The organism is Hoyosella sp. YIM 151337 (genome assembly GCF_026041215.1).
In the GTDB taxonomy this organism is placed as follows: Bacteria; Actinomycetota; Actinomycetes; order Mycobacteriales; family Mycobacteriaceae; genus Hoyosella.
This window is the reverse complement of the sequence record NZ_JAPEIQ010000026.1, coordinates 256,583-282,741: the sequence shown is the minus strand read 5'-3', so window position 1 is coordinate 282,741 and position 26,159 is coordinate 256,583. Positions and strand designations below refer to the sequence as shown.

The window sequence follows — 26,159 nt, the reverse complement described above, 5'->3', positions numbered from 1 at the left end:
GGCGGCTGGTCGAGTGCCGCGGTGGCTGACGATGAGGCCATGTAAACAGTCGTTTACGGCGTGTTTCTGATCCTCTTACGGGCTTTTCAGCCCGCTACTTTCAGCGTAAAGCCACCGTGGGCGGTGACCGCCGCCCTAGCATCCAAAGGACGTATATGTCTGACAAGATCGCAACCGCGCAGGGGCACCACGACGGCGCGGATTTCCACACCGAGAGCAAGGACTATCTCGCTAAACGTTCCCTTCGCAAAGGTACGGCGGGGTGGATTCTGTTAGCCGGTCTGGGCGTCAGCTTTGTTATCTCTGGCGACTACGCCGGCTGGAACTATGGACTGGGTGAGGGCGGATTCGGCGGGCTCCTCATTGCTGCAGTGATCGTCGCGTGCATGTACTTCGCGATGGTTCTTGGCATGGCGGAAATGTCGTCGGCACTGCCTGCCGCCGGTGGCGGCTACACCTTTGCGCGCCGGGCTTTAGGGCCGTGGGGCGGCTTTGCCACCGGCACCGCGATTCTGATCGAGTACGCGATTGCACCCGCAGCGATCGCGACCTTCATTGGCGCCTACGTTGAATCGCTCAACCTCTTTGGAATCACCGACGGCTGGTGGGTATATCTGGGCGTCTACGCGGTCTTCATCGGTATCCATCTCAGCGGCGCCGGAGAGGCGCTGAAGACGATGTTCATCATCACCGCGGTGGCGATAGTCGGCCTCATCGTTTTCGCGATCGCGGCGATTAGCCGCTTCGATGCGGCGAATCTTACCGACATCCCGGTCTCTGATACCGCTGCGGGTGCGTCGGAGTTCCTGCCTTTCGGTGTGCTTGGCATCTGGGCGGCCATTCCGTTCGCCATCTGGTTCTTCCTCGCGATTGAAGGTGTTCCGCTTGCGGCCGAGGAAGCAACCGAGCCAGAGAAGAACGTTCCGCGCGGCATCATCGCGAGCATGCTGGTGCTGTTGGTGACATGCGCGACTGTGCTCTTCCTGGCGACGGGTGCGATTGGCGCTGAGTCACTCGCGAACTCGGACAACCCACTGGTTCACGCGCTCGGTGACGGCGGCGGCGCGAAGCTCGTGAACTACATTGGCCTCGCAGGCCTGATCGCGAGCTTTTTCGCGATCATCTACGCGTATTCGCGCCAGACCTTCGCGTTGTCGCGGGCCGGCTACCTGCCAACAAGTCTTTCGGTCACCAATCGGCGGAAAGCACCTGTGCTCGCGCTCATTATTCCTGGGGTAATCGGTTTCCTCCTTTCCTTGACGGGCGAAGGGGCGACGCTGCTGAATGTGGCGGTGTTCGGCGCTGCGCTGAGCTACGTTTTGATGATGGTGAGCCACATTGTGCTCCGCGTCCGCGAACCCAAGATGCACCGGCCGTACCGGACGCCAGGTGGTATCGCGACCACCACATTTGCCTTGGTTATTGCGGTCGGCGCGGTGATTGCAACGTTCCTTGTTGATCCGCTGGCAGCCTTCCTGGCTCTGGTTGTGTTCGGCGGGTTCATGGCGTACTTCGGGTTCTACAGCCGCCACCGCCTTGTTGCAAACTCGCCGGATGAGGAGTTCGCTGCGCTCGCACACGCGGAGGCTGAACTGAAATGACCCGCTACACGCAGCAACTCGGCGGGACCACGTATCAGTTCGATGGCCTTATCGATGTGCTTGCGAAGGCGACCCCGTTGCGTTCCGGGGACGAACTTGCGGGCTGCGCGGCCCACACCGATGAGGAACGTGCGGCAGCGCAGTGGGCGCTGGCAGATGTGCCGCTCGAGACGTTTCTCAACGACCAAGTCGTACCGTATGAGACCGACGAGGTCACACGGCTGATCATCGATAGTCATGATCGTGATGCGTTCGCGGCCGTGTCGCATCTGACTGTTGGCGGGCTGCGGGATTGGCTGCTCGACTCGATTACAGGTGCCGATAGTGCTGTGGCACTCCGTGGGGTCTCGCCCGGACTGACCCCTGAAATGGTGGCCGCAGTGAGCAAACTGATGCGCAACCAGGATCTCATCGCAGTGTCGAGGGCGATCGAGGTGACCGCGGCGTTCCGCACGACGATCGGACTGCCGGGGCGGATCGCTACCCGGCTGCAGCCGAACCATCCCACCGATAACCCGCGCGGCATCGCGGCTGCCACATTGGACGGTCTGTTGATGGGGTGCGGTGATGCGGTGATCGGCATCAATCCGGCGACGGACTCGCCGCAGGCCACGGCGGACTTGTTGCACCTGCTTGACGATTTGCGGCAGCGTTTCGCCATCCCGGTGCAGTCGTGTGTCTTGTCGCATGTCACGACCACTGTCGGGCTCATCGAGGCGGGCGCCCCGGTCGACTTGGTGTTCCAGTCGATTGCGGGAACCGAGGGCGCGAACAAGGGATTTGGTGTGACGCTCGACCTTCTGGCAGAGGCGAATGAAGCGGGACGGTCGCTGGGGCGCGGAACCGTCGGTGACAACGTGATGTACCTCGAGACTGGCCAGGGCTCGGCACTGAGTGCGAACGCGCATATCGGGACCGGTGGTCAGCCGGTGGATCAGCAGACGCTTGAGGCCCGCGCGTATGCCGTGGCCCGTCACCTGGAACCGTTGCTTGTGAACACCGTGGTTGGCTTTATCGGTCCGGAATACCTGTACGACGGGAAGCAGATCATCCGCGCGGGCCTCGAGGATCACTTCTGCGGAAAGATGCTGGGGCTTCCGATGGGCGTGGATGTCTGCTACACGAATCACGCCGAGGCCGACCAGGATGACATGGATAACCTGCTTACGCTGCTCGGCGCGGCAGGTGTCGCGTTCGTCATCACGGTTCCGGGTGCGGACGATGTCATGCTCGGCTACCAGAGTCTGTCGTTTCACGACGCGCTCTTCGTCAGGAGGACTCTCGGCTTGCGGGCCGCCCCGGAGTTCGAGGAGTGGCTCACCGGCCTGGGGATGGCTGATGGCGCCGGCCGCATCCTTCCGGTAGATCCTTTGCGGTCGCCGCTGCGTGCACTGGCAGGGGGAGTAACATGACCGATTTCTGGTCGCCGCTTCGGGCAACCACGCAGGCGCGAATCGGACTGGGCCGTGCGGGCGATGGGCTGCCGACGAAAAGCGTCCTCGAATTCCGCGCGGCACACGCCGCAGCGCGCGATGCTGTGCACCAACCGCTCGACGTGGATTCGTTCGCTGAAGAAATCGAACGTCTGGGTCTCGGCGCTCCTTCGGTGGTGCGCAGTAAGGTCTCGACGCGCGGGGAGTATCTGCGGCGCCCGGACCTTGGCCGCGAGCCGGGCGAGATGGACCTGGCGCATCCTGCAGCCGATGTCGCGGTGGTGCTCGCCGACGGGTTGTCGCCGCGCGCGCTCCATGATCATGGTGCCAGCCTCCTGAGTGCGATCATTCAAACTATTGGGGATGCGTATTCGTTTGCGCCGCCGGTGATAGCGACGTCCGCGCGGGTTGCTCTCGGAGATCACATCGGTTTCGCGTTAGGTGCTGAAATCCTGGTCGTCATCATTGGGGAACGGCCGGGGCTGTCGGTGGCGGACAGCCTCGGGATCTATCTCACGTACCAGCCGCGGCCGGGGTGCGCAGATTCGGAGCGAAACTGCATTTCGAACATTCACCCTCCCGACGGTCTCGGGTATATGGAAGCGGCCCGGATCGTCAGGAGTCTTATCCGCGGCGCGCGTGAACTCGGCCGTTCAGGCGTCGACCTGAAAGACACTTCGCGAAGCGAGCTGAGCGCAACACTGCAGCCGAGTGACGCGCTCACGGGTCAGGAAGAGAAGAAGTAGAGCCCGTAGTCATCGTGCCGGCGCGGGAACTACGCTGGCGCGACGCTGGCTGACACACCTGATGGCGATGATAGCTCCTCGCTGCGGACCGGCGCGGTCCTGGTGTGCGGCACCGTTGATGGAAAGTGTTGCGCCGTGGTGTTTGTTGGGCATCGAGCCAGACAGGCGGGATCACGTCGGGGTGTCCGTCACTGCCCATGCGGACGGTCCAGTCGCTGTGGTGGATCAGACGGTGATGGTAACTGCACAGGAGACACAGGTTGCTCAGGTCCGTGGGACCGCCGTCCTGCCACTCGCGAATGTGGTGCGCCTGCGTCCACGGGGCAGGCTTGTCACAGCCTGGGAAAATGCATCCCTTGTCCCGCATGACGAGGGCCCGGCGCAGGGCGACGCTCACAGTTCTTTCTGCTCGCCCCAAGTCGAGGACTTCGCTATTGCTTCCGAGGATCGCGGGGATGATCTTTGCATCGCACGCGATCTGTCGAGCGAGTGCGGCCGAGATCAGGTGATCGCGGTTGAGGAGTACGAGTGGTATATCGCTGGTGTTAGTCAGCTGGTCGAGCGTCATTGTGACGATCACGTGGGGCGGCTCACCACCCTGCGCTGGCAGGTCGGCGGCTCGTTCCGTGCGTTCGAGCAGTTCGGCGACTGCATCGCCGCACCGCTCGTCGACTGTTCGGACGTCCGGTGCGCCAGTTTCGTTGTCCGGTCGCGGTTTCGCGAGCGGTGAGAGCAGCGATTCGAGTCGCGCGCCGGCCTCCTTGTCGAGAAAACCTGACAGTTTGAGGTGATCTCCGCGGGAAGACCAGCGCAGGCGCAACTCCCGCTTGGGCTTCGCGAGATCGGTCTCGGGAGGTTCCACACCGTCTTGGTCGAGCCGTGCGAGAATCTCCCGGCCGACCTTGCGAATCACGGCAGGCGGGTTCGTTTTCGCTAGGGTCGCGAGTATGTCTTCACCCTCGGACCGTGCATCCGGTGGGGTAGCCGCGGGGAACTGGCTCAGCACGTCATCGATCGCATCGACATGCGCCGCGGAAATTTCCGCGGCAGCGAACGCAGCTGCTGCAAGGGGAAGAACCGGAATCCTCTCTCCACCTGCTGTTGTGGGCTGACCTGCGAGAACCTCAGAGCGTCGCGCGCGGCGGCGGGCATCGGCCGCGTCGAGGTTGAGGACGTCCTTCAGCAGCCCGGCGGCGTTCGCGTAGCCGAACGTAGCCATAGTGCCGCGTGCGCTTATCTCAGCGATCACCGCTGCCTGCAATCCAGCTGCACGCTGTAACTGCCGCTCGGACTCTTGTAAGCAGCCGACCAGATCGGCGTCCGCCAGCCGGTACAGCCCAGCGGAGTCTGTGATGTTTCCCCCCAGCACCTACTCAGTATCGAACAAATGTTCGATTCGCGCAAGGGTTGATTTTCTACTCCTGCACGGCTGCTGCGAGTTGCTTCACATGCATAACGTCCGGACAGGTCACGATGAGCATCGTTACGCCGGCCTCCTGCCATCGCCGCACTCCGGCCCGCACCTCGCTGGCGTCCCCGATGATCAGCGTTTCAGTAACCATTTCATCCGGAATCGCACCGGCGGCCTCGGACTTCTTGCCGGACCGGAACAGTGCAGTGACTTCGTCGACAACGTCGCCATAGCCCATCCGCCGGTACACCTGAGCGTGGAAGTTGAGTTCGGGTGCCCCCATTCCGCCGACATAGAGGGCGGTTATGGGCTTCAGCTTCGCGATTTCGGCCGCACGATCGGCAGTGACGATGACCTGGCAGGTCGCGGCCACCTCGAATGACTCACGGGTGCACCGCGCTCCTGCGCGCGCAAATCCTTCGTCGAGCCACTCGTTGTACATGGGGGCGAGGCGCGGAGAGAAATAGATGGCAAGCCACCCGTCGGCTATCTCGGCGGTAAGCGCGACGTTCTTGGGGCCTTCCGCGCCCAGCCAGATCGGGAGGTCGGCGCGCAGCGGGTGTGTGATGGGCTTGAGGGTCTTGCCGAGCCCGGTTGCGTCCGCCCCTTTATAGGGCAGCGGATAATGTGGCCCCTCGCTGGAAACCGCATGCTCACGCGCGAGTACCTGACGCACGACTGACACATACTCACGGGTTCGCGCGAGTGGCTTGGCGAAGGGCTGTCCGTACCAGCCCTCGACAACTTGCGGCCCGGAAACGCCAAGCCCCAGGATATGGCGGCCGCCGCTGAGATGGTCGAGGGTCAGCGCATGCATCGCGCAGTTCGTCGGCGTGCGCGCCGAGATCTGGGCGACGGATGTTCCGAGCCGGACGTGCTGCGTTCGTGAGCCCCACCACGCCAGGGGAGTGAAGGCGTCCGAGCCCCATGACTCGGCAGCGAAGACCGCATTGAATCCTTCGTCCTCCGCGGCAGTAACAAGTTCTAGCGTGTCAGTTGGTGGCAGAGCACCCCAATACCCGAGCTGTAATCCTAGCTTCATTAGAACAGGTTATCGTTGTGCGTTCTTATTCGCTGATGCTGAGCAGTTTCCGCACTGTATTGAGATTGCGTGCCGTTCCCGCGACTGCAAGGGCGCGCATGATGGACGCGTCTTTCATCTGCGGTCTTCCCGCCCCGTCTTCGTACCTGATGTGCATCTCGCGGCCGATCACCTCCCACTGGTCGGCGCCGGTGTCGAACGTGCGCGCTCGTGCGACCGCATCCGGAGTGGGCTGCGATTGGAGGAACGTGATGTACGAGAATTTCGGGTTGAGGACGTTGAACGGGTAGGCCGCGAGGGCTGCTTGAACTTCCGGCCGTGACCGCGAGATCACCTCACGGAAGAACCCGAACTGATCCTTGATGGCGCGCTCGAGTTGTCGCTCGAACGCATCCGCGTCATCTGGCGGTACACACAGCAGATTGCCTGACGCTATGTACGTTTGCACGCCGGTTGCGCCAAGGGTCACTGCGATGGAACGCAGCTCGGCCATCGGCAGGCTCGCACCTCCGACATTGATCGCGCGGATGAAATACAGGCGGGCTTTGCTCAACAAGGTCCCTTCTTCTGCCGGGAGTGTGCTGACAGGTGTTGAATTCTATGACGGAGCCGGTAATTCAAGAACGGCTCGTGCGAGAAGGTGGGCGGCGGGGTGGCAGATAACGCGCGGCTTTCGGGCAATGCACTTGGGACGGCGGCTCAGCATGCATCATCGCGGGTGCCGATCGCCCGGCCAGGCGACCAGGTAGCGGACGTGCTGGGGACGCTTCCCGGAAGAAGCTTCGACTGCGCGGACGTCATCGCCGTCTGCGACGGGCCGCGGCTAACGGGGCTGGTAACCCTCGAGCGGTTGCTCGCTGCGCATCCGCAGGCGGAGATCAGCAGCGTGATGGATCCGGACCCGCCCACAATCAGTCCCGGAGCCGATCAGGAACATGCGGCTTGGACCGCGGTGCAGCATGGCGAGCCGGGGCTCGCTGTTGTCAGCGAAGCCGGCAACTTCGTGGGACTGATTCCGCCGCAGCGTCTCATTGGCGTGCTGTTGGAGGAACACGACGAAGACGTGGCACGGCTGGCCGGTTATCTCGCGTCCACCCGTTCCGCGCGCCACGCGTTATCCGAACCAGTCATGCGGCGGCTTTGGCACCGAGTGCCGTGGCTGATCGTCGGCTTAGCAGGAGCGATGGTCTCGGCACTGATCGTGGGCCAGTTCGAGCAACAACTGGAACGCCAGGTCTTGATCGCGCTATTCGTGCCAGGAGTGGTGTACATCGCGGACGCGGTCGGTACGCAAACGGAGGCTTTGATGATCCGCGGGCTCTCTGTGGGTGTCAGCATTGCGCGTGTAGCCGGGCGCGAAGCCGTGACGGGGATAGCACTTGGACTGCTCCTCGCGGCTCTCGCGCTGCCCCTGATCTGGTGGGGCTGGGGCCATGCGGATCTCGCGCTGGCCGTCGGAGTCGCGATTCTCGCCGCGAGTTCCATCGCGACGCTGGTTGCCATGATTCTGCCCGTAGTTTTCAGCAAATTTGGCGCTGACCCCGCGTACGGTTCCGGACCCCTTTCGACCGTGGTGCAAGACGTTCTGTCTGTCCTGATCTATTTTTTGACGGCGGCGGCTCTCATCACGTGAACACGCGGCGCAGCCCACTTGCCCGCTGCACCTGTCTCGCAATCCCGGCACACACCGAGTCTTCCGTGCCGACGATGCGGACGTGCCGCCGGGCACGCGTGATCGCTGTGTACAGCAGTTCACGAGTCAGTAGTAGCGAATCACTTTCCGGCAGAAGGACGCTCACGGTGTCGTACTGACTGCCCTGGCTGCGGTGAATTGTCATCGCGTACACAGTCTGAACGGAGGCGAGCTGGTTGGGGTGCAGCAGCAATGGCTCAGCGCCACGCTGAAAGGCCGCCACCAGGGCGCTGCCGCGTGCCACAACAACCCCGGTATCGCCGTTGTACACCTTCGCATCGTGATCGTTCTCTGTGACGAGTAGAGGCTGACCCGGGTACCAGTGGTACGGGTCGATGCGCTCCCCGGACGCCTCGCTCACCCAGTCCATGGCCTGCTGCGCCCAAAGCTGCACTCCGAACGGACCGTCACGATGCGCGCAAAGCAGCCGATGACCCTCCAATTGCGCAAGCGCACCACCGATATCGCCAGCGCGTGCGCAGTCAGTGACGGCGCGCGCGGCATCAACCGTGTCCGCGCGCAGAGCGTCGAGGTCATCGGGCAAGCACAACGAGACGTCGTCGCAGTTGCTGTGCAGAATGCCGAGTGCATCATCGGCCTGGCCATCCCGGACCGCGCTGGCTAGCCGGGCGATGTTACCGCCGAATCGCCGCCCGCGGCTGAGCCGGATCACACCGCGGTGCAGGCGCCGCTCCTCGAATTCGCTCAGCCGGGATTCGCTGGGGTCATCTCGCGCATTGATATCTCTCTCGATGACGCGATTTAGCACAGGGCTCGGCGTCGTCGGCGCTGTCTCAGGCCGCGCGACCAAGTCGGCGAGCACAGCGCCCGCCTCGACAGATGTGAGCTGGTCAGGGTCGCCGACCAGGACGAGACGTGCATCTGGACGGACCGCTTCAAGTAACCGGCACATCATCGTCAGCGACACCATGGACGTCTCGTCGAGCACAATCACGTCGTAGGGCAGCCGGTTGTGCGCGTCATGCCGGAACCGATTACGGCTGCCCGGCCGCCAGCCAAGGAGCCGGTGCAGAGTCATCGCCGACAATCCCGGTGGCAGCGCCAAATTGGCCGATTGCTCATTGATCGACTCTTCGAGCCGCGCGGCAGCCTTGCCGGTAGGGGCGGCAAGACCAGCCCGCAGGCCTGCACCATGCATGGTGTATAGGAGGGCAAGGATCCTCGCCACGGTATGCGTCTTCCCCGTACCTGGCCCGCCTGCTATCAGGGTGGTCCACTGGGTGGCGGCCAGTGCTGCGGCGACGCGCTGCCGATCCGGCGGCGGGGCAGGGTGACCCTCCGAGTCGTGGAACAGACGGTCGAGCGCGGCGCGGATTTGGCCGTCGTCGACACTGGGCGCGCTTTGTGCGCGGTCATCGAGTATCCGGCGGATCGACTGTTCCTGCCGGTAGTACCTGTCGAGGTATAGCAGTTCGCCCTCGGTGGTGTCGACGAGGCGCAGCGGACGAAGCGGAAATTCACCGCCGGTGACGAGAGTGCTTCGGCGCAAATCCGCGACGACGGTCTCTGCACTGGGCCAGGGGAGGGCGTCGAGGTCGGTGCCGGATTCCACCGTCACTTCCGCCAGTCGGTGCAGGTCGACGCATACCGATCCGAGCCGGACTGCCCGGGTCGCGAGCGCGGTAGCGAGGAGAACACTGTCGGGTTGTTGACCAGCAAGTTTCTGCAGACGCACCGCCACGTGCACGTCAGCGGGTGCGAGGACACCTGCTTCGCTGAACTCCCGAAGGATTCCGCTGGCCCTGAGCACCGATTGGACTGTCATGGCTGGGTCCCGTCTCGTGCGGCGAGGAGGTCGGAAAGCTCGCTGATCAGCGCTGCCGGTGGGTGCCACTCGAACACACCATGACCTTCAGGCGTACTCGGTCCAATCATTCCGCGCACGAAGTGGTACTGCACGCCGGCAAGGTGTCTCTCCGGTGCGTAGCCGGGTTGCCGCCAGCGCAGATACCGGTGCAGCGCTACACAGTAAAGCAGTGCTTGTAAGGGGTAATGGGCGTGCATCATCTCGTCCGCCATCGCGCCGGGAGAGTAATGCCCGACGGTCAGGTCACCGCGCGCGAGCCGATTCGTTTTGTAGTCAACGACGAGATATCGGGGGCCGGGCACGCGCAACACCGCGTCGATACTCCCCGTCAGATACCCGCGCAGCGGCGGCGGCTGCACCGTCACGAGGCGGCGGTGGTATGACGCCAGCGGGTCGTCGGCGGGCACGTGTTTCGCCAGCAGGCGTGCGATGTCAGAAACGGTGACAAGACTCGAGACTGGCGAGTCACCACCGGCGAGGGGAAACTCGAAATCCAGCTCCGGTAGCCGATCTCCGGGCGCGATGTCCCCCAGAGTGCCGTGCCCGCCGATTGGTGTGGTCATGACGGCGTGCAGCGCGGATGCGAGGACCTCCGCATCGGCGTCTGAGTGGCGCCGTGCAATAGCTTCCGCGCACTGTTGGCGCAACTCCGTGGCGAGGTCCCCTGACGTGTCCACGGTTTCGAGAATTTCGTGCACGAGTGTGCCGAAGACCGCGCCCGCGGGAAGCTCATTCATCAGCGAAGGCGCTCCGCTTGCGCTCGTCGTGTGGAATGCTTCCGCGTCCGGTTCGTCGGTGATCGTGGGCTCTTCCGGTTCACTGCTCACCCCTGCAGTGTTGTGTCCGGCAGCGATGAGGGCCGAGTACGACGTTCTGCGCCAGCGTGCGTCCAGCGAACGGTGAAAGCGCGCCGCCGCGAGTTCCTCCACGGGTTCCTCTGGCCTCTCCCAGACGAGAGCTGTTTCGCTGTCGAGTGCGGCAGGCTCGACGGAGATGAGGTCCGGCATCTGCGCGGCCCACTGGTGGAGATACTCTGCGACCCGGTTGTCATCCGCTACTTTCGCCGGCAGCGCTGGTTCCGCCGCCGCGCCAGGCTGGCCAGCCGCACGTCCCATCAGCAAGCGCTGGAGCGGAGAGGCATCCGTTCCAAATCCGGGAGCCCACCACACGACCACATGGCATTGCGCCCGCGTCAGCGCAACGTACAGCAGGCGCAACTCCTCACCGGCGTCTTCACGGTGAGAGAGGGTACGGTGCCGGTAGTAATCGGGGCCGCTGCTGCGACCGATGTCCAGAATGCGGGTGCCGTGGTCGTCATGCAGCAACAACGATGCGGGAAAGCGGTCTTTCGCACCATCCCAGGCGTGTGGAACGTACACGACTGGGAACTGCAGTCCTTTGCTGCTATGGATTGTCGCTATCTGTACGGCCGCTGCTTCACTGTCAAGTCGCTGACTCCGGTCAGAACTGCCCACCGTGTTCGGCTCCTGTATGCGCCGGGCGAGCCAGCGTACGAGGGCGGTGATACCGAACGCGTTCTCCAATGCTGCCGCATTGAGGAGCTGGGCGAGATGCCGAAGGTCGGTGAGTTCACGCTCGCCGGATTCGTGCCGCAGGAGCCGTGCGTCGAGTTCGGTGTGGACGGCGATGCGTTCAGCCGCCGCGGCGAATCCAGCGGTGGCGAACAGTTCAGCCCACGAACGCAGATTTCCGCTGAGCGCCGCCATCTCGTCATCATCGAGTTCGTTCGGCCGGTATCCCAGCAGCGGAGTGAGCGCGGCGAGACGGACGCGACCCGGCCGGTGTGGCTGTTCCAGTGCATGCAGCAGCCACAGCCAATGGCGGGCGCTCGGGGTGGTGAACACGCTGGCACCGCCCGCGAGAACCGAAGGCACACCGAGGCGGTCCAGTTCGGCACGTATTGCCGGGATCGTCGTCCATTTCCGCACGAGAATTGCAATGTCGCTGGGCGCGACCGGGCGGTCTGCGCCATCGATGGTCACCGTGCGCTCGCTGCGCAGCAGGCTCGCAATGTTGACTGCGAGGTCGCGCGCGATATGGCTGCGCAGACGCCCTACACTGGGGAAGCCGGATTTGTTAAGCGGTCCATGTCCGGTCCTGCCCAGGTAACGCAGGCGCAGCGGCACCGTCCCAGCCAGGCGCGGCACGGTGTGGTGCGCTGCCACGGGGCTCACGGTGATGTCCGCGTGTCCCAGCGCGGCGCCCCCGTAGAGATGCTGGAGCGCATCGACAAGACCTGCATCGCTGCGCCAGTTCGTGCCGAGCTGCTGATAGCTTTCCGCTTGCCGGGCCGCGTCGAGATAGCTGAGGACCTCCGCCCCGCGAAACGCGTAGATCGCCTGTTTTGGGTCGCCGACGAGCACGAGAGTGGTGTGCCCGTGAAAAACGCGCGAAAGGATCTCCCACTGCACAGGATCGGTGTCCTGAAACTCGTCGATGAGTGCGACTCGGTACTGCCGCCGGATTCGGGCGCATGCGGTTTCGCCCTGTGTCTCGTCGGCCAGGATGTCGCGCAACAGCACCAGCAGGTCGTCGTACGTGCGCAGGCCAGCCATGCGTTTGCGGCGCTCAACCTCGGTCCGAACAGCTTCCGCGAATGTGACGAGGTGCCAGGATTCGCTGTCTTCGGCGGCGTTGCGGGGTGCGAGTTCCGCCTGCCGGTCCTGGATCGCGGCGAGTGCGGCACCACGCGCGTTCGCGGGGGAGATAGCGGGGGCGGCGGTACCGGCGTATCGCCGCAAATACAGGTCGTCGATCGCCTCAGCCGCGAGATCATCGATGGACTCGGTAAATGCGGCGTGTGGCTCATGTTCGCCAGCGAGCCCGAGACTGTCGAGCATGCGCTGGCAAAACCCGTGGGTGGTTGCGATTGTTGCTGCGTCGAAGTCTGACAGGGCGTGTACGAGGCGGTCGTGTCGGAGCGTGGTTTCTTCGGGGCCGCTAGCTGCCAGATACCGGACGAGCGGGTCACGGTGTCGTATCGCCGTGCTGACGTCAGCCAGGGCGGCGGCTGTGTAGGCAAGGCGTTCACGTGTCCGTTCGCGAAGCTCTTGAGTGGCGGCACGGCTGAATGTCACAAGAAGCAGCTGTGAAAGCTCGGCGTAACCCTCGGCGACGTAACGGGTGGCCAGCCCGACGATCGCGTATGTCTTGCCCGTGCCAGCACTGGCTTCGAGGACGGTGGTTCCCTCTGGGAGCGGGCCGGTGAGGTTGAAGTTCACGGTTCCCCTAGCGACTCATGGTCGAGCAGTGGTGTCCATGCCCTGCAGGCCAGCACTCCGAAGCGGGTGGGCTCCGGATACCACGTGGTCTCGTCCACTCGCGGGAGCAGCGCCGTCATCTGTTCGAACGGCGCGTCATTTCCGAACACAAACGCATAGTGCTCGTCGGTACAATCTCCGTACTTGTCGTTGAATGTCGAGCTCGCGCCTTCCATCGCATCCTTGACTGTGCTGCCGGAATGCCTGCGTGTGGCGTAGTCAGCGGAGGCGGTCGCGGCGAAGGGCAACGGCTCTGCGAGACCACGGTCGCGAAGGTCCGCGGCATGACGGAGGATTTCGATGGGGTTTTCCGGGGCCACGAGTACCGAGCGCCACGCTGGCCGGTGCCGCTGGCCGCGTCCTGTGGTGACGGCGCGCCACTGCCCGGGCACGCTACTTGCTAAGGCGACGAGTTGCAGCCACGCCTGCAAACGGTGCTTTGGGCTGAGCCGGGAGTATAGGGTTCGCGCAATCGTCTCGCCGTGGATACCGCTGACGGTGCCGACTACTCTGCGCCCATCACCGAGGTCAGCTGCTATGTCAAAGGTCGCGGACGGCCCCTGATGGAGGGCTCGGGAGGTCGTCGCGAGGATGTCAACTGTTTCGCTGATGTCGTCGAGGATCTGCATCCCTAGAGTGAACGGGGGGAGTGTGCCGCGCCGCATTTCCGCGGCGCGGAAATCTCCGATGGTGCGGCCAGAAAGCACGGCTTGAAGCATTCGGTCGCCGATGTCCCACTTTGTGAGCCCGTCGATCTGCGCGCTGAAGGTATCCTCGATTTCTTCATCGTCGGCCGGCAAAACGACGCCAAGCCGCTGACGGAGGAAACCTTGCACGGGGTGAGTGAAGAAAGCGACCAGTTCAGCGAGGTCAATATCCGAGGGGCGCACGGGCAGCGGCGCTGCAAGGAACGGTGGCAGCGGGACTGGTGGCTGTTGGTTGGCCTGCGCTCCGGCAAGCGCGTGTACATCGAAACTGCGGGGATCCGCAGGATCGAAGTTGCGTGCGTCGAACGGCTGCAGGGGATGGGTGACGATCGGCGAACCCCCAGTCATGGCTGTGAGCGCATCGATTAGTTCCCCGAGCGGCACCGCAGGCGGCCGGCGAGTGCCGGTGACAGGGTCGCAACCCGTGTAGAACAGCAACAGCCGGTCCTGTGCGGCCATGATCGCGTCGAGCAGCAGCTGCCGGTCCTCGCTGCGCGGGTCACGTTCCCCGATGCACGGGTCGCGGTTGAGGACATCGTCGCCGTTCGTAGTCGTACCGCGCGGGAATCTGTCGTCGTCGAGGCCGAGGAGCACGATGACACGATGGGGCACCGACCGCATGGGAACCATCGTGCACACGGTGAGTTCTCCAGTGCGAAAGTTCGCGCGCGTCGGCCGGCCCGCCAGCACTCTGTCGAGCAGGGCGCGGACGTCGGATAGACGCACAGTCACGTCGCCGCTGAACCGTGTGGCGTCACCGAGTGCGGCGTGCGCCTCGCCAGCCTGCCAGGCATCTGCGGGTGCGACGTCGGTGAGCAGGTCCAGCGCGTCGACGAGCTGCTGCGACCACTCGCGGGCGGGACGCGCCCCCTGCAACCCGCCAAGCACGGACTCGAGCCGCTCGATGAACTCGGCGAAGCGCCCGGCGAGGTCGATATCGCCGCTGCCGATGTCGTCGAGGGGGAGTGCTTTGTCGATCCACGTTGAATCAGACTCGTCGGCCGCCACTCCAAGCAAGATGCGATCAAGGCCTGTTTCGAATGTGTTCTGCGGGAATCCGCGGAGACGGAAGCGCGCTCGCTGCAGTTCACCGAGCCCCCAGCGCGCACCGGACGTTGCTGTCCACTCACGCAGACGTTCGACGTCGTCGTCACTAAACCGGAACGCACGACGTACCGGCCCGGCTGCGGCGAAATCGAGGAGTTCGGACGCGGTGACGCGTCCTCCAGCGAGCATCAACAGCGATGATACGACGCTGAGCAGCGGGTTTGTCTGGCGCAAGTTTCGGTCAGCGAGGCGCACCCGCAGCTGCTGACCTGGATGGGTCGCGATGTCCTGACCGAATGCCGCGCGAATATGCGGCGCCACCGTCTCGATATCCGGGCACATGACGAGGACATCCCGCGGTTCTAGATCGGGAATCTCGCTGAAGAGGTGCAGCAAACTCTCGCGCAGCGCCTCCACTTGCCGTGAAATCCCATGACACGAGTGAACTTGTATTGATGCGTCCCTCCGAACGCCCGGCTGCGGCGGCTGATCGTGCCGGATAGTGGATTTGAGATGGTCCAGCAGCGATCGTGATTCCGTGTGGGTTTCGTGGTGGTGCACCTCGTCGCAGAGCGGGGCGACGCGGAGCTGGAATTCTCGGATATCTCGGGAAAGGCTGGCGAGCAGCGGGTTGCTGACCTGACGGACTGTGGTGTCGCTGGACCGGCGGCCCGGGACGGAACAGTTTTCGAGCCGCGACCACATGGCCGGGCTTGGATGCGGAACCCAGATGTGCACCTCGCGGTGCGCTGCCACGGCGCTGATCACCTGGAGTTGTTCGGTCGTGAGGCGAGTGGGCCCGAATAGCGAGACACGTTCGGGGAGTGGCACGGTCCCAGGATCGCCGCGTAGGACTTCGCACATCGAGTCCAGTCTCTCAGCGAGACTGGGGTGTCCGACCTGGCTGCGCAACGCGCGCCAGAGGTGTGGCTGCCAGGTGAGATCAGGGTCGAGCCGGCCTCCCGCGCCGTCGCTGTTTCTGCCGGCTAGCCAATCGGCGAGCAGTCCTGGCCGTTCCGCGCTGTAGTGGCGAAAAAGCTGGGTGAGGTGTGCGGCGGTGGCGTAGCGCCGGCCCACCCGGAAGTCGGGCGGCGCTCCGGGGCGGTAGCCGAAATGCCGGGCAAGAACTCGGCACCAGGGCTCGTCTAGCGAGGCGTCGAGAACGTCAAGCAATTTCCACACGACGCTCTCAGCATCCCAGGGGTCGGTGCCGTCGGTAGTCGGCTCCACGGCTTGGATGGTGTCCGATACAAGCCTCGCCGGTGAGGGAAATGCGATGTTTGCTGCGATCCCATCAGTCGCGGCGGGCGTATGAGCACCGAGCACGCTCGACAAACGCTGACAAAGCCAGCGCTCTACACCTTTGGCCGGGACCGCGATGACCTCGGGCATGAAGGGATCAGCGAGCGGCCGCGACAGCACCCTCGCTAGTTCTTCAGCGAGTTGCGCTGTGGACTCCGCGCGATGGAGATACAGCATTGTGCCGCCACTCCTTCCGCACCACGATCAGGCTGCGTGTCCACCGTATCTACTTCCGGCTCGATCACGTGGGTGTGACGCGGCGCTAGCCGCACGCGCGGAGCCGGGGATCAGCATCCTTTGGAAGCATTCGAGTGTCTGCCGCCCCCAGACCTGTTCGTGCAGTTTCAGGATCACTCGCCCCGAATGGTCGATGACGTGCAGTGCGGGACCCTTCTTGGCGGTATGACGGCCCACCGCGTTCCAGGTGGAAAGCCCTATCGCGAGATACTCGTGGTAGCGAACCGCCGCGACTGCGTCACGCCGTATCCACCGCGGTGTCCTCCCGTACCGGGCGACGCCGAACTGATCAGCGGTGAGGACAATCCGGGAGGTGCGTGTGTACAGCCAGACTGCCTGCGCGACTAGAAGTGTCGCGGGAGTGATTGCCAGTGCCGTCCACCCCGTGATGGAAAGTGAGCCGCCCGCTTTGAGCGTCGCCGCCGCGGGCACCGCCATCGTTCCAAGCAACAGCAACACGGGAACGGCAGTGAGTAGATAGTGGGTGTGGGCACCCCGCAACTCGATTGTGCTGCTTGGCTGTCCAGGCGGGGTATGTGGCTGCATTCGCACTCCTTGAATCGGACCCACGATTTGGGTGTACAAGGATGGATGCGCGAGATGGCAATCTGGTTCCGCGAGAGAATGTGACGTGAGTCACTACGACTGTTTGGTCCCATGAGATCTGATCCAGACCTAGATCACCAACCCCTCTATCCCATACAGTAATGTGAACTGGATCACTACCGGTTAGGTGAGTGCTCAACAGCCGGGCCACTTCGGGTTCGGAGGTGACTGAATGGCGGCAGTGCACGATGTCATCATCGTGGGAGGCGGCGGTGCTGGACTGCGCGCGGCTATCGCAATAGCGGAAGCGGATCCGTCGCTCAATATCGCAGTGGTGTCAAAGGTGTACCCGATGCGCAGCCATACCGTGTCGGCCGAGGGCGGCGCGGCTGCGGTTGCGGGGGATGACGATTCATTCGATGAGCACGCCTACGACACGGTGTCGGGGAGCGACTGGCTGTGTGACCAGGATGCTGTCGAAGCCTTCGTGCTCGAAGCCCGGCGCGAGATGTTGCAGCTGGAGCACTGGGGGTGTCCTTGGAGCCGTCGGCCGGACGGCCGAATCGCCGTGCGCGCGTTTGGCGGGATGAAGAAGAAGCGCACCTGGTTCGCAGCTGACAAAACGGGGTTTCACCTCCTGCACACACTGTTTCAAACCGCGCTGTCGTATTCCGAACTCGTGCGATACGACGAGTGGTTCGTGACGAAACTGCTTGTCGATGACGGCTGTGTGCGCGGCGTCGTCGCGATCGAACTGGCAACTGGCCGCATTGAAACGCTTCTCGCAAACTCAGTCATTATCTGCACCGGCGGCTGCGGACGCGTGTTTCCGTTCACCACTAACGCCTCCATCAAGACGGGTGACGGCATGGCGCTCGCGTACCGCGCGGGGGCGGCGCTGAAAGATATGGAGTTTGTGCAGTACCACCCGACGGGCCTGCCTTTCACGGGCATTCTGATCACCGAAGCAACACGTGCTGAGGGAGGCTGGCTGCTCAACAAAGACGGGTACCGGTATCTGCAGGACTACGACCTCGGCACGCCGACGCCTGAGCCGGTTCTGCGCAGTATGGAACTCGGGCCGCGCGACCGCCTCTCGCAAGCGTTCGTGCATGAACTCGACAAGGGCCGAACCATCGACACCCCAGCCGGCCCGATAGTGCATCTCGACTTGCGTCATCTCGGTGCAGACGTCATCAACACGAAGCTGCCGTTTGTACGTGAGTTATGCACGAATTACCAGAATATTGACCCTGTTCACGAACTAATCCCGGTGCGGCCGGTCGTCCATTACATGATGGGTGGCGTCCACACTGATATAAACGGCGCAACTGGGTTGCCGGGGCTCTTCGCCGCGGGCGAGGCGGCATGCGTCAGCATCAACGGAGCGAATCGGCTTGGCTCCAATTCCTTGCCGGAGCTGTTGGTATTCGGTGCGCGCGCGGGTGCTGCCGCGGCTGAATTTGCGCGTTCGGCGGGCAGTTCACGTCGGTCGTCCGCAGCGGAAGCACAGGGCCGTGATGAGCAGCGGCGCCTCGAACGCGAGCTGGCGGGACGGCAAGAGCGTGGGCCAGACCGTGTGGCCGACATTCGCGTCGAAATGCAGGAAACGATGGAGGCGGGAGCCGGCATCTATCGGGATGCGCAATCAATGCAAACTGCTGCCAGTAAGCTGGCTGAACTCCGGGAACGATTTTCGTGCGCTGTGATCGACGATCACAGCCGGACGTTCAACACGGACCTGACGACCAGTCTTGAACTCGCCGGCATGCTGGATGTCGCGGAATGCATCGTGGCCTCGGCGCTGCGCCGAGAAGAGTCACGAGGTGCTCACCAGCGCACGGATTTCCCGAAGCGCGACGACGCGCTGTATCTTGCGCACTCCGTTGTCCACCTTGACGGCGACGTCCCGCGTGTGACTTATCAGCCAGTGACGATAACTCGCTGGCCTCCGGCGGAGCGAGTGTACGGGAGGTGATGAACCGTGGCGGACACCATCACCCTGGAGGTCTTCCGCTACCGGCCAGAGCAGGAGGAAACTCCTGTGTTCGACAGTTTCGAGGTCCCGCTGCGTAAAGAGTGGGCGGTGCTCGACGCCCTCAACCACATCAAGGACAACATCGACGGCACGGTCTCGTACCGGTGGTCTTGCCGGATGGGTATTTGCGGCAGCTGCGGAATGACTGTCAATGGGGAGCCGAAGCTCTCGTGTTCAGCTTTCCTGGTGGATTACGCGCCGGGCCCGGTGCGTGTTGAGCCGCTGCACAACTTCCCCGTCATCCGGGACCTTGTCGTCAACATCGAAGACTTCATGGCCAAGCTGCCCGAGGTCAAACCCTGGCTTGTGCGGCATGCGGACGACGCTCCGGACGACTTCGAGTACCTCCAAACCCCAGCTGAACTCGACGAATACAAGAAGTACAGCATGTGCATCAACTGCATGCTGTGCTACTCGGCGTGCCCGGTGTATGCGCTCGACCCGGAGTTCATCGGGCCTGCGGCGATCGCGCTCGGTCAGCGCTACAACCTCGATTCCCGGGATGAAGGTGCCGACGACCGTCGCGACGTGCTCGCGTCTGCACAGGGTGCGTGGGCGTGCACATTTGTTGGTGAATGCAGCGTTGCGTGTCCGAAAGGGGTCGACCCTGCCGGGGCAATTCAGCGCTACAAACTGACGGCTGCGACGCAGTCCGTCAAAGACCTGCTGATGCCGTGGAGCCAGAAGGACGCGAGGCGTAAGGCGGGCGGAAGATGACACGTCCGGCGAACTACTCACTCAGTGATTCGGGAGGCAGCAAGCAGTATCGCGCACCGCTCGGGCTCTTGTGGTGGACGCGGCGCCGCTCGTATCTGATTTTCGCGCTGCGGGAGCTTTCGTGCATTTTCGTGGCCTGGTTTGTCGCGTACATGCTGGTGTTTGTGCACGCAGTCGGGCAGGGGCCGCTGCGCTATGCGGAGTTCCTCGAACTCGCCGGGCGGCCATGGGTGCTTGCGATCAACGTCCTTGCACTGGCGTTTGTGGTCGTGCATGCGGTGACGTGGTTCCAGCTCGCCCCCAAGGCGATGGTGGTGCGAGCGGGTGATCAGCCGGTGCCGCCGGGCGCGGTGGTTGCCGCGCATTTCGGTGCCTGGCTGGCGGTTTCGCTTCTAGTTCTGTGGGTGATCGTGTGATGACTGCTCCGCATGTGCGCAAGCGCGCGCGCTGGGAACCGATCGCGTGGCTGCTGTTCAGTGCGGGCGGGATGTCGGCCGCACTGTTCCTGCCCGTTCTGGTGCTGGTGTTCGGTGTGCTAGTCCCCCTCGGCGCGGCTTCCCCGGAGTACGACCACCTCTACGCGGTGCTGAGGAATCCGCTGATCAAACTTGTCCTTTTCGGCGTGCTGACTTTATCGCTCTTTCACTGGGCGCACCGGTTCCGCCACGTCATGATCGACGGTTTCCGGTTGCGGCCGCTGGCGCCGGTCATCAGTGTGCTGTGTTACGCCGCGGCGGCCGGGGGTGCGGTTCTCATCGCGTTCATTGTGTTCCCGGTATGACGCACGCAGGGCACAGCAAACGTGGCTGCTAGGGTACTTGACTGTGTCTACGCCGGGTTTCGCGCCGAAGAGCAAGCGGGGCATGCGGACGCGAAACGCGCTGGTCGCAGCTGCGCGCGCGGTCTTTGAGCGAGACGGTTTCCTCGAGGCCAGAATCACGGACATTTCAAAGGAAGCGAACGTCGCTTCTGGGTCTTTTTACACGTATTTCGACAGCAAAGAAGAAATCTTCGCCGCAGTGGTGGAGCGGGTCCAAGAGGAAATGCTCCACCCGCATGTGCGCGAACGCACCGGTGTGACTGATCCGCGACTCCTTATCGAGGCAGCGAACAGGGACTATTTGGAGTCATACCGCCGCAACGCCCGGCTGATGGCGCTGTTCGAGCAGGTTGCGCACATTGACGACACGTTTCGCACACTGCGCCGGGAGCGCTCACGGGCTTTTGCGGAGCGTAATGCCCGTATGATCGCGCGTCTGCAAGAGCAGGGTCTCGCCGATCCGCAGCTCGATCCTCGGGTGACCGCTTTGGCGCTCTCGGCGATGGTCAGCAAAACGGCTTACACCGCGTTCGTGCTGGAACACGAGGCAGAGATCGCGCCGTTCGAGGTGCTGCTGACAACTTTGAATCAGATCTGGACCAATGCGCTGCGGTTAAATCCGTAGCGCAGCGAGCTGTAATGTTTAGCAAGCAGAGAGGGGTGTGGCTCAGGTCACATTCCTCTTTCGTTGTTTGGGTCTTGACAGTGACTCGGCTCCCAGCGAACGTGGAGGTGCAATAAGCAAGCGCTTAGTAATTGATGGAGGTCGTCGTGCCTGAAGCGGTAATCGTCGCTGTAGCCCGCTCACCGATAGGGCGAGCACACAAAGGATCGCTGAAAGAGATGCGCCCCGATGACCTCACGGTCCAGATGGTCAAAGCCGCGCTCGCGAAGGTTCCAGCCTTGGATCCGGCTGAGATCGAGGACGTCATCCTCGGATGCGGCCAGCCCGCCGGGGAGCAGGGTCACAATCTCGGCCGTGCGGTGGCTGTTCTCGCGGGTCTCGACCACGTGCCCGGTACGACGGTCAACAGGTACTGCTCGTCAAGCTTGCAGACGACCCGAATGGCGCTGCACGCGATCAAAGCCGGCGAGGGTGACGTGTTCGTCTCCGCAGGCGTCGAGACAGTAAGCCGCTACACCCAGGGCCTCGCGGATGTGCCGGGCACGCAAAACCCGTGCTTTGCGGACGCGCAGCAGCGTACGGAGCAGTTCACTGCAGGTGGCCTGCAATGGTCCGATCCGCGCATGGACGGCAAGCTTCCGGATTTGTACATCGCGATGGGGCAGACCGCAGAGAATGTCGCGCAGTTCAAGGGCGTGACCCGCGCGGAGCAAGACGAACTCGGCGTTCGCAGCCAGAACCTCGCTCAGCAGGCGATCGCCAATGGGTTCTGGGAGCGGGACATCACGCCCGTCACGCTTCCCGACGGTTCGGTCGTCGCCGCTGATGATGGACCACGGCCAGGTGTGACCCTGGAAAAAGTCCAGGAACTCAAGCCGGTTTTCCGCCCCGACGGGACAGTCACCGCCGGTAACTGCTGTCCGCTTAATGACGGTGCTGCCGCGGTCGTCATCATGTCGGACACAAAAGCGGCAGAACTCGGTATCACTCCGCTCGCCCGGATCGTCGCGACGGGCGTCTCGGGATTGTCGCCTGAGATTATGGGACTCGGCCCGGTTGAAGCGTCCAGGCAGGCGCTGCGCCGTGCTGGCATGGCGATCAATGACATCGACCTCGTCGAGATCAACGAGGCGTTCGCAGCACAGGTCATCCCGTCGTATCGCGAGCTTGGCGCTGACCTCGATACGGTCAACGTCAACGGTGGCGCGATCGCGGTTGGCCACCCGTTCGGCATGACTGGCGCCCGCATCACGAGCACGCTCATCAACTCACTTCAGTTTCACGACAAGCAGTTCGGCCTCGAAACCATGTGTGTCGGCGGGGGACAGGGGATGGCCATGATTCTGGAAAGGATGTCCTGATGTGCCGATTCGCGGGCATATCGGCGATCGTGACAGGTGCTAGCCGGGGGATCGAATGAACAGCCACACTCGTAACATCACTACTCACCAACGAAGGGGTACACACAGATGACTACTCAGCTCCGCACCGCCATCGTCACCGGGGCCGCCCGCGGCATCGGGGCGGCTACCGCGAAACGCCTGGCTAATGACGGTTTCGCGGTAGCCGTCCTCGACCTGGATGAGACGGCATGCAAGCAGGTCGTCAGTGACATCGAAGCGGCGGGCGGCCGCGCGCTAGCGGTAGGCGCCGACGTCTCTGACGAAGAAGCAGTGAATCAGGCGGTGGCGCGTGTCGCAGCGGAGCTCGGCGCGCCCACCGTACTAGTGAACAACGCTGGAATTATCCGCGACAACATGCTTTTCAAAATGTCCACATCGGATTGGGACGCGGTGATGAACGTGCACCTGCGTGGCGCCTTCCTGATGACGCGTGCGGTTCAGAAGCACATGACGGAAGCGAAATGGGGCCGCATCGTCAACCTGTCGAGCACGTCGGCGCTCGGCAACCGCGGGCAGGCCAACTACTCAGCAGCGAAAGCTGGTATGCAGGGATTCACCAAGACCCTCGCGATCGAGCTGGGCAAGTTCGGCGTCACCGCGAATGCGATCGCACCTGGTTTCATTGAGACCGACATGACTGCCGCAACTGCGGAGCGCGTCGGCGTGTCCTTCGAGGACTTCAAAAAGTCGGTGACGGCACAAATTCCCGTCGCACGGACCGGAAAGCCTGACGACATCGCCAATGCAGTTTCCTTCTTCGTCAGTGACGCGGCCGGATACGTCTCCGGTCAAGTGCTGTACGTAGCCGGCGGGCCGACCAACTAGAACGCGGGAGTCACGATGAAGGTTTTCACCGGGATCGCCGAGCTTGAAGCGGCAGCGGGCACCCACGTCGGGTATAGCGACTGGCACACCATCACCCAGGAGCAGATCAACCTCTTCGCAGACGCGACAGGGGACCACCAGTGGATCCACGTCGATGCGGACAAGGCTGCGAAAGGGCCATTCGGGACAACCATCGCCCACGGATATCTCACGCTGTCACTCATACCGAAACTCGTGTGGCAGGTTTACACCATTGAAGGCGTCAAGATGGGGATCAACTACGGCGTCAACAAGGTGCGTTTTCCCGCCGCGGTGCCGGTAAACAGCCGGGTCCGGGCCGGTGTGGAGTTGCTCGCAGTCACGCAAACGAACGCGGGTGCGCAGGTGAGTACCCGCGTGACGATCGAACTGGACGGTTCAGACAAGCCCGCGTGCGTGGCGGAAACCCTGGCGGTTGTCGTGCCTTGACAGCGCGGCCTACCGAAGACTCTGCCGCTGGACTCGCAGCACGTGACAACCAGTAGAGACGAGGGACAACGATGTCAGACGATATTCGGCGCGACCTTTCCGCCCGGGTCGAGAAACTGCTTTCACGTGCGCACCCCGACGGCGTAGGTGAATTGGATTATCTGCGGGCGCGGTTCGACGAGGGCTTGGCCTGGGTACATTTCCCTGATGGCCTGGGCGGCTTGGATTTGCCCCGTTCCTATCAGGCATACGTCGACGACCTGCTCATGGCCGGTGGGGCGGTGGGCAGTGACCCGGCGCGTAACGCCATCGGTATCGGGATGGCTGCGCCCACAATTCTGGCATACGGCACCGAAGAGCAGAAGGAGCGTTTTCTTCGTCCACTGTGGACTGGTGAAGACTTATGGTGTCAGCTCTTCAGCGAACCCGGCGCGGGGTCTGATCTCGCGGGACTGGCGACCAGAGCGGTGCGTGACGGCGACGACTGGGTGGTCAATGGCCAGAAGGTGTGGACCTCGAGCGCGCACCTTGCACAGTGGGCCATTCTGGTTGCTCGAACAGATCCGTCGGCCCCGAAACATGCGGGCCTGACGTACTTTCTGTGCGACATGACGGTCCCCGGGGTTGAGGTGCGCCCGCTTCGCCAGATCACTGGCGAAGCGGAATTCAACGAGGTCTTCCTCACCGACGTGCGTATCCCCGACGCGCACCGTCTCGGCGCGGTCGGGCAGGGATGGGAAGTCGCCAACGCGACGCTGATGAATGAGCGCGTTGCGATCGGCGGCTACGCACGCCCCCGCGAAGGCGGCATGATCGGCATTGTCTCGGAACTGTGGCGGCAGCGGCCCGAGCTTCGAGCGCCGGAGATGCACGATCGGCTGCTCCGGCTCTGGGTGGAGGCAGAGGTTGCACGGCTCGCCGGCAACCGCCTGCGGCAGAAACTGATTGCCGGCCAGCCAGGCCCGGAAGGTTCCGCGATGAAACTCACGTTCGCCCGTCTCAACCAGCAGATCAGCGGTCTCGAGGTCGAGATGCTCGGTGAAGAGGGCCTTCGGTACGACGACTGGACGATGCGAAGGCCCGAACGGGTCAGCATGACCGGCCGCGATGCTGGTTACCGGTACTTACGCGCCAAGGGCAACTCCATCGAGGGCGGCACGTCAGAAGTACTGCGCAATATCGTGTCTGAACGCGTCCTGAAACTGCCACCCGAGCCACGCTCGGACAAGAAGATTCCGTGGAAGGAACTGCCACGATGAGCGCCGAACTCGATCTGCTGTACACCGACGTCGAAGAGGCGCTGCGCGAGAGCGTGCGCAGTGTCCTGACCAAGCGCTGCACGCCAGACACGGTTACCGGCGTGTACGACTCGGGGAACACCACCGACGCTGGGTTGTGGCGGCTACTCGGTGGTGAGCTTGGCCTCGCGGCACTGCTCATCAGTGAGGACAACGGTGGTGCCGGCGCAAGCGCGCGCGAAGCCGCCGTCGTCCTGGAAGAGCTCGGCCGATTTGTGGCGCCGGTGCCATTTCTAACCAGCGCTGTCATCGCGACGACGGTCGCCGCGCAGCTGAATGCGGTGGAACTGCTCGGAGAACTCGCAAGCGGCGAAAAGACCGCTGCATTAGCGCTGCCATTCACCGCTTCGGCCGCGGGATTCACTACCGCAGTCTTAGCGTCGGAGTCGGGGGAGCTGACCGGAACCGTGACGAGCGTCGCCGGCGCGATTTCCGCTGACGTGCTCATCGTCCCGGCTATGCGCGGGGCGGAACTGGAACTTGTGCTGGTGGCCGCAGCTTCAGTGCGGATCACACCTGTTACGTCACTCGACATGACGCGGCAGATAGCTGATGTCGAGCTGACGGGGGCCACGGGAATGCCGCTCGCGCGCGGTGCTGCCGCAAGTGACGCAGTGCAGGCCGGCCTGGAAGTGGGGGCGGCGCTCCTTGCGTCTGAGCAGCTCGGTGTCGCCGAGTGGTGTCTTACGTCGACAGTCGAATACCTCGGCGTGCGCAAACAGTTCGGCCGCGTCGTGGGCGGGTTCCAGGCTCTGAAGCACCGCCTCGCGGATCTCTACGTGATGGTCGAGTCTGCCCGCGCGGCAGCCCGTTACGCGGCAGCCGCGGTGGCCGCAGGCGATCCGGACAGTGCGCTCGCTGCGTCGCTCGCCCAGGCGTACTGCTCGGAGGTCGCCGTGTTCGCTGCCGAGGAATGCATCCAGTTGCACGGTGGGATTGGCATGACGTGGGAGCATCCCGCGCATCTCCACCTCAAGCGTGCCAAAGCCAGCCAGCTCGGTTTGGGCACTCCCGGTGCGCACCGCAGGCGGCTCGCGGAGCTCTCGGATCTGCCTGCGGTATAGAATCCGCTGCATAATCGTGGAGTTTCA

At 63.4% G+C, this 26,159-nt stretch carries 21 protein-coding genes; 14 read left to right on the top strand and 7 right to left on the bottom strand.

Annotated features, from left to right (window positions below; translation table 11 throughout):
- Positions 1-155 precede the first annotated feature (155 nt).
- The 3 genes from eat to eutC are packed head-to-tail and all read left to right on the top strand — an operon-like array spanning position 156 to position 3,780.
- Positions 156-1,601: an ethanolamine permease gene (gene eat, locus ONR57_RS13835; protein WP_265124090.1), complete on the top strand. Its 1,446-nt coding sequence runs from the start codon at positions 156-158 to the stop codon at positions 1,599-1,601.
- Positions 1,598-3,013: an ethanolamine ammonia-lyase subunit EutB gene (locus tag ONR57_RS13830; RefSeq protein ID WP_265124089.1), complete on the top strand. Its 1,416-nt coding sequence runs from the start codon at positions 1,598-1,600 to the stop codon at positions 3,011-3,013. The genes eat and ONR57_RS13830 overlap by 4 nt, the downstream gene beginning before the upstream one ends.
- A complete protein-coding gene (gene eutC, locus ONR57_RS13825; protein WP_265124088.1) occupies positions 3,010-3,780 on the top strand; it encodes an ethanolamine ammonia-lyase subunit EutC in 771 nt (256 codons plus the stop codon). The genes ONR57_RS13830 and eutC overlap by 4 nt, the downstream gene beginning before the upstream one ends.
- Here eutC and ONR57_RS13820 read toward each other — a convergent pair.
- Genes ONR57_RS13820 through ONR57_RS13810 form a run of 3 tightly spaced genes read right to left on the bottom strand, consistent with a single transcriptional unit; the run spans position 3,755 to position 6,786 of the window.
- Complete coding sequence (locus ONR57_RS13820) at positions 3,755-5,149, bottom strand: HNH endonuclease signature motif containing protein (protein WP_265124087.1); 1,395 nt, start codon at positions 5,147-5,149, stop codon at positions 3,755-3,757. The genes eutC and ONR57_RS13820 overlap by 26 nt on opposite strands.
- 46 nt (positions 5,150-5,195) lie before the next feature.
- Entirely contained in the window at positions 5,196-6,233 is a 1,038-nt protein-coding gene (locus ONR57_RS13815) for an LLM class F420-dependent oxidoreductase (protein WP_265124086.1), read from the bottom strand.
- Positions 6,234-6,258: 25 nt separating this feature from the next.
- Positions 6,259-6,786, bottom strand: a complete 528-nt coding sequence (locus tag ONR57_RS13810; RefSeq protein ID WP_265124085.1) for a DUF1697 domain-containing protein — start codon at positions 6,784-6,786, stop codon at positions 6,259-6,261.
- Positions 6,787-6,885: 99 nt separating this feature from the next.
- Between ONR57_RS13810 and ONR57_RS13805 the strand changes: the two genes are divergently transcribed.
- A complete protein-coding gene (locus ONR57_RS13805; RefSeq protein WP_265124084.1) occupies positions 6,886-7,866 on the top strand; it encodes a magnesium transporter in 981 nt (326 codons plus the stop codon).
- Here ONR57_RS13805 and recD read toward each other — a convergent pair.
- From recD to ONR57_RS13785, 4 genes are read right to left on the bottom strand one after another with little or no spacing between them, the layout of a single operon-like run.
- Positions 7,859-9,712 carry an exodeoxyribonuclease V subunit alpha gene (gene recD, locus ONR57_RS13800; protein ID WP_265124083.1) on the bottom strand — a complete coding sequence of 618 codons (1,854 nt, stop codon included), beginning with the start codon at positions 9,710-9,712 and terminating at the stop codon, positions 7,859-7,861. The genes ONR57_RS13805 and recD overlap by 8 nt on opposite strands.
- Positions 9,709-12,996: a UvrD-helicase domain-containing protein gene (locus tag ONR57_RS13795; RefSeq protein ID WP_265124082.1), complete on the bottom strand. Its 3,288-nt coding sequence runs from the start codon at positions 12,994-12,996 to the stop codon at positions 9,709-9,711. The genes recD and ONR57_RS13795 overlap by 4 nt, the downstream gene beginning before the upstream one ends.
- The gene (gene recC / locus ONR57_RS13790) at positions 12,993-16,268 is read right to left on the bottom strand and encodes an exodeoxyribonuclease V subunit gamma (protein ID WP_265124081.1); all 3,276 of its coding nucleotides are present in this window, start codon (positions 16,266-16,268) and stop codon (positions 12,993-12,995) included. Before recC ends, ONR57_RS13795 begins: the two co-directional genes overlap by 4 nt.
- A 27-nt stretch (positions 16,269-16,295) precedes the next feature.
- Complete coding sequence (locus ONR57_RS13785) at positions 16,296-16,874, bottom strand: hypothetical protein (protein WP_265124080.1); 579 nt, start codon at positions 16,872-16,874, stop codon at positions 16,296-16,298.
- A gap of 232 nt (positions 16,875-17,106) precedes the next feature.
- Between ONR57_RS13785 and frdA the strand changes: the two genes are divergently transcribed.
- From frdA to ONR57_RS13735, 10 genes are all read left to right on the top strand, one after another.
- The gene (frdA, locus tag ONR57_RS13780; RefSeq protein ID WP_265124079.1) at positions 17,107-18,852 is read left to right on the top strand and encodes a fumarate reductase (quinol) flavoprotein subunit; all 1,746 of its coding nucleotides are present in this window, start codon (positions 17,107-17,109) and stop codon (positions 18,850-18,852) included.
- Positions 18,853-18,858: 6 nt separating this feature from the next.
- The gene (gene sdhB, locus ONR57_RS13775; RefSeq protein ID WP_265124078.1) at positions 18,859-19,629 is read left to right on the top strand and encodes a succinate dehydrogenase iron-sulfur subunit; all 771 of its coding nucleotides are present in this window, start codon (positions 18,859-18,861) and stop codon (positions 19,627-19,629) included.
- Complete coding sequence (locus ONR57_RS13770) at positions 19,626-20,045, top strand: fumarate reductase subunit C (protein WP_265124077.1); 420 nt, start codon at positions 19,626-19,628, stop codon at positions 20,043-20,045. Before sdhB ends, ONR57_RS13770 begins: the two co-directional genes overlap by 4 nt.
- Positions 20,045-20,410 carry a fumarate reductase subunit FrdD gene (gene frdD, locus ONR57_RS13765; protein ID WP_265124076.1) on the top strand — a complete coding sequence of 122 codons (366 nt, stop codon included), beginning with the start codon at positions 20,045-20,047 and terminating at the stop codon, positions 20,408-20,410. Before ONR57_RS13770 ends, frdD begins: the two co-directional genes overlap by 1 nt.
- Positions 20,411-20,453: 43 nt before the next feature.
- Entirely contained in the window at positions 20,454-21,074 is a 621-nt protein-coding gene (locus ONR57_RS13760) for a TetR/AcrR family transcriptional regulator (RefSeq protein ID WP_308198691.1), read from the top strand.
- 146 nt (positions 21,075-21,220) lie between these two features.
- The gene (locus tag ONR57_RS13755; protein WP_265124075.1) at positions 21,221-22,435 is read left to right on the top strand and encodes an acetyl-CoA C-acetyltransferase; all 1,215 of its coding nucleotides are present in this window, start codon (positions 21,221-21,223) and stop codon (positions 22,433-22,435) included.
- A gap of 108 nt (positions 22,436-22,543) precedes the next feature.
- Positions 22,544-23,302: a 3-oxoacyl-ACP reductase FabG gene (gene fabG, locus ONR57_RS13750; RefSeq protein WP_265124074.1), complete on the top strand. Its 759-nt coding sequence runs from the start codon at positions 22,544-22,546 to the stop codon at positions 23,300-23,302.
- A gap of 15 nt (positions 23,303-23,317) precedes the next feature.
- Positions 23,318-23,770, top strand: a complete 453-nt coding sequence (locus ONR57_RS13745) for a MaoC family dehydratase (protein WP_265124073.1) — start codon at positions 23,318-23,320, stop codon at positions 23,768-23,770.
- 71 nt (positions 23,771-23,841) lie between these two features.
- Positions 23,842-25,029, top strand: a complete 1,188-nt coding sequence (locus tag ONR57_RS13740) for an acyl-CoA dehydrogenase family protein (RefSeq protein ID WP_265124072.1) — start codon at positions 23,842-23,844, stop codon at positions 25,027-25,029.
- Positions 25,026-26,132 (top strand): acyl-CoA dehydrogenase family protein, encoded by a 1,107-nt coding sequence (locus ONR57_RS13735; RefSeq protein ID WP_265124071.1) that lies wholly within the window; start codon positions 25,026-25,028, stop codon positions 26,130-26,132. The genes ONR57_RS13740 and ONR57_RS13735 overlap by 4 nt, the downstream gene beginning before the upstream one ends.
- Positions 26,133-26,159 lie beyond the last annotated feature (27 nt).

What these genes read in the sequence shown, in the direction of transcription:
- eat (WP_265124090.1), top strand. Translation starts at nt 156, where the DNA reads ATGTCTGACAAGATCGCAACCGCGCAGGGGCACCACGACGGCGCGGAT.
- ONR57_RS13830 (WP_265124089.1), top strand. Translation starts at nt 1,598, where the DNA reads ATGACCCGCTACACGCAGCAACTCGGCGGGACCACGTATCAGTTCGAT.
- eutC (WP_265124088.1), top strand. Translation starts at nt 3,010, where the DNA reads ATGACCGATTTCTGGTCGCCGCTTCGGGCAACCACGCAGGCGCGAATC.
- ONR57_RS13815 (WP_265124086.1), bottom strand. Translation starts at nt 6,233, where the DNA reads ATGAAGCTAGGATTACAGCTCGGGTATTGGGGTGCTCTGCCACCAACT.
- recD (WP_265124083.1), bottom strand. Translation starts at nt 9,712, where the DNA reads ATGACAGTCCAATCGGTGCTCAGGGCCAGCGGAATCCTTCGGGAGTTC.
- recC (WP_265124081.1), bottom strand. Translation starts at nt 16,268, where the DNA reads ATGCTGTATCTCCATCGCGCGGAGTCCACAGCGCAACTCGCTGAAGAA.
- ONR57_RS13785 (WP_265124080.1), bottom strand. Translation starts at nt 16,874, where the DNA reads ATGCAGCCACATACCCCGCCTGGACAGCCAAGCAGCACAATCGAGTTG.
- frdA (WP_265124079.1), top strand. Translation starts at nt 17,107, where the DNA reads ATGGCGGCAGTGCACGATGTCATCATCGTGGGAGGCGGCGGTGCTGGA.
- ONR57_RS13770 (WP_265124077.1), top strand. Translation starts at nt 19,626, where the DNA reads ATGACACGTCCGGCGAACTACTCACTCAGTGATTCGGGAGGCAGCAAG.
- frdD (WP_265124076.1), top strand. Translation starts at nt 20,045, where the DNA reads ATGACTGCTCCGCATGTGCGCAAGCGCGCGCGCTGGGAACCGATCGCG.
- fabG (WP_265124074.1), top strand. Translation starts at nt 22,544, where the DNA reads ATGACTACTCAGCTCCGCACCGCCATCGTCACCGGGGCCGCCCGCGGC.
- ONR57_RS13745 (WP_265124073.1), top strand. Translation starts at nt 23,318, where the DNA reads ATGAAGGTTTTCACCGGGATCGCCGAGCTTGAAGCGGCAGCGGGCACC.
- ONR57_RS13740 (WP_265124072.1), top strand. Translation starts at nt 23,842, where the DNA reads ATGTCAGACGATATTCGGCGCGACCTTTCCGCCCGGGTCGAGAAACTG.
- ONR57_RS13735 (WP_265124071.1), top strand. Translation starts at nt 25,026, where the DNA reads ATGAGCGCCGAACTCGATCTGCTGTACACCGACGTCGAAGAGGCGCTG.